Source organism: Mesorhizobium sp. M5C.F.Ca.IN.020.29.1.1, from assembly GCF_003997375.1.
GTDB classification, from domain to species: domain Bacteria; phylum Pseudomonadota; class Alphaproteobacteria; order Rhizobiales; family Rhizobiaceae; genus Mesorhizobium; species Mesorhizobium wenxiniae.
In genome coordinates this window covers 1-1,443 of sequence record NZ_RZSW01000939.1, presented here as the reverse complement: position 1 = coordinate 1,443, position 1,443 = coordinate 1, and the positions used below count along the sequence as shown (strand labels likewise).

Sequence of the window (1,443 nt, the reverse complement as noted above, 5' to 3'; positions counted from 1 at the left end):
CCCCTGGACTGATATTCTTGTTTTGTGCCAGTCCGCGGGGCCCACGTTGCGCCCAGCGCACCCGGCGCGCAACAACTTTCCATCGTGCCTTTCGATAGGTCTGCTCTTTTTGAAATGGAACAGCACGACGCCAGGATGTATCTCAACCATAGGATGCATTAAGCATGTGCACACTTCTGATCCATTTGCCACTTGCGCAACGTTTGAAAGGGTGAAAACGTTGGTCCGGGGTAAATGGGCAAGGGTGGCCGTCGCGGCTGTTAGAAGCTCCGGGCCGGCTTTGGAAAGCGATGAATTTTCCACAGTTCCTGGTGGGGATGACCACCGCGTCATTCGTCGTGGCGCTCTCGACTTTTTTGGCAACGGGTTCAATCTGGAAGGCGCTGGGCTGGACGGTCCTTACCTTGATCGTTTCGCAGGTCGGATATTTTTTGTTCGTCGTCCAACTGATCTACAGAGCCGGGCGAAAGACACATAGGTGATCCGCGACCGCGAGTGCTGGACCGACGAGTATCGGTTTACGACGTGTCGAGATTCAGGTTACGCGCCGGCAGAATATCGATGTGCTTAGATCATGATGTGACTGAAATAGATAATATGGTCTAAGCCTTTTGAAAGCGGACTTGTTCGGTTCTGGGAATGTGCATTGGACGTTCCGTTACTTTAGTCAAGCAGTATATAATTCCGGATACATATGTCTGGTGTTGGCAGCACGGAAGCCTGCCTGTGGCTTGCGCAATAGGACAGGCTTGAGGGCGATCGCTGCCCTTCTCGGTCATCGTAACGGTATGGATCCCTAGGTCTGCGCTCCCGCCCGCCCTAGGATGACGAACGGGGGAGTGTTGTTCAGCCAATCTCGAAGTTTGCGATTTGCCATCAACCGCCACGCGGCGACGCAACTGCCAATCTTCACCGTCCGCGATTGGCCTTAAGCAGTGATGGCTTCGTCATCCTAGGGCGAAGCAGGAGCGAAGCGACGTCGCGGAGACCCTAGGATCCATGTGGTCGAGAAGCGCGGCGCCGGACGTCTCCGGCCCCACGCGTCTGGCCAAAGCCGCTCATTCGGCCGCCAGCTTGTCCTGCGTCTTGGTGTCGAAATCGCTGGCGTCGTGGCGCTCGTGCAGCTGCATCGCCGGCTCGCCGAAGGCGCGGTTGACCATGCGGCCGCGCTGCACCGCCGGCCGTGCGTCGATTGCTTCGGCCCAGCGCTGCACGTGCTTGTATTCCTGCACCGAAAGGAAGGTGGCGGAGTCATTGTACTGCCGGCCCTTGGCCAGACCGCCATACCACGGCCAGACCGCCATGTCGGCGATCGTGTAGTCGCTGCCGCCGAGATATTCGGTTTCGGCCAGCCGCCGGTCGAGCACGTCCATCTGGCGCTTCACCTCCATGGCGAAGCGGTCGATGGCATATTCGATCTTTTCCGGCGCATAAGCATAGAAA

At 57.7% G+C, this 1,443-nt stretch carries 1 protein-coding gene; it reads right to left on the bottom strand.

The genetic code is table 11. The features are described from left to right. Nucleotides 1–1,058: 1,058 nt before the first annotated feature. The coding region (locus EOA85_RS35170) for a glutathione S-transferase C-terminal domain-containing protein (protein ID WP_206523469.1) at nucleotides 1,059–1,443 on the bottom strand (385 nt) is incomplete at its 5' end.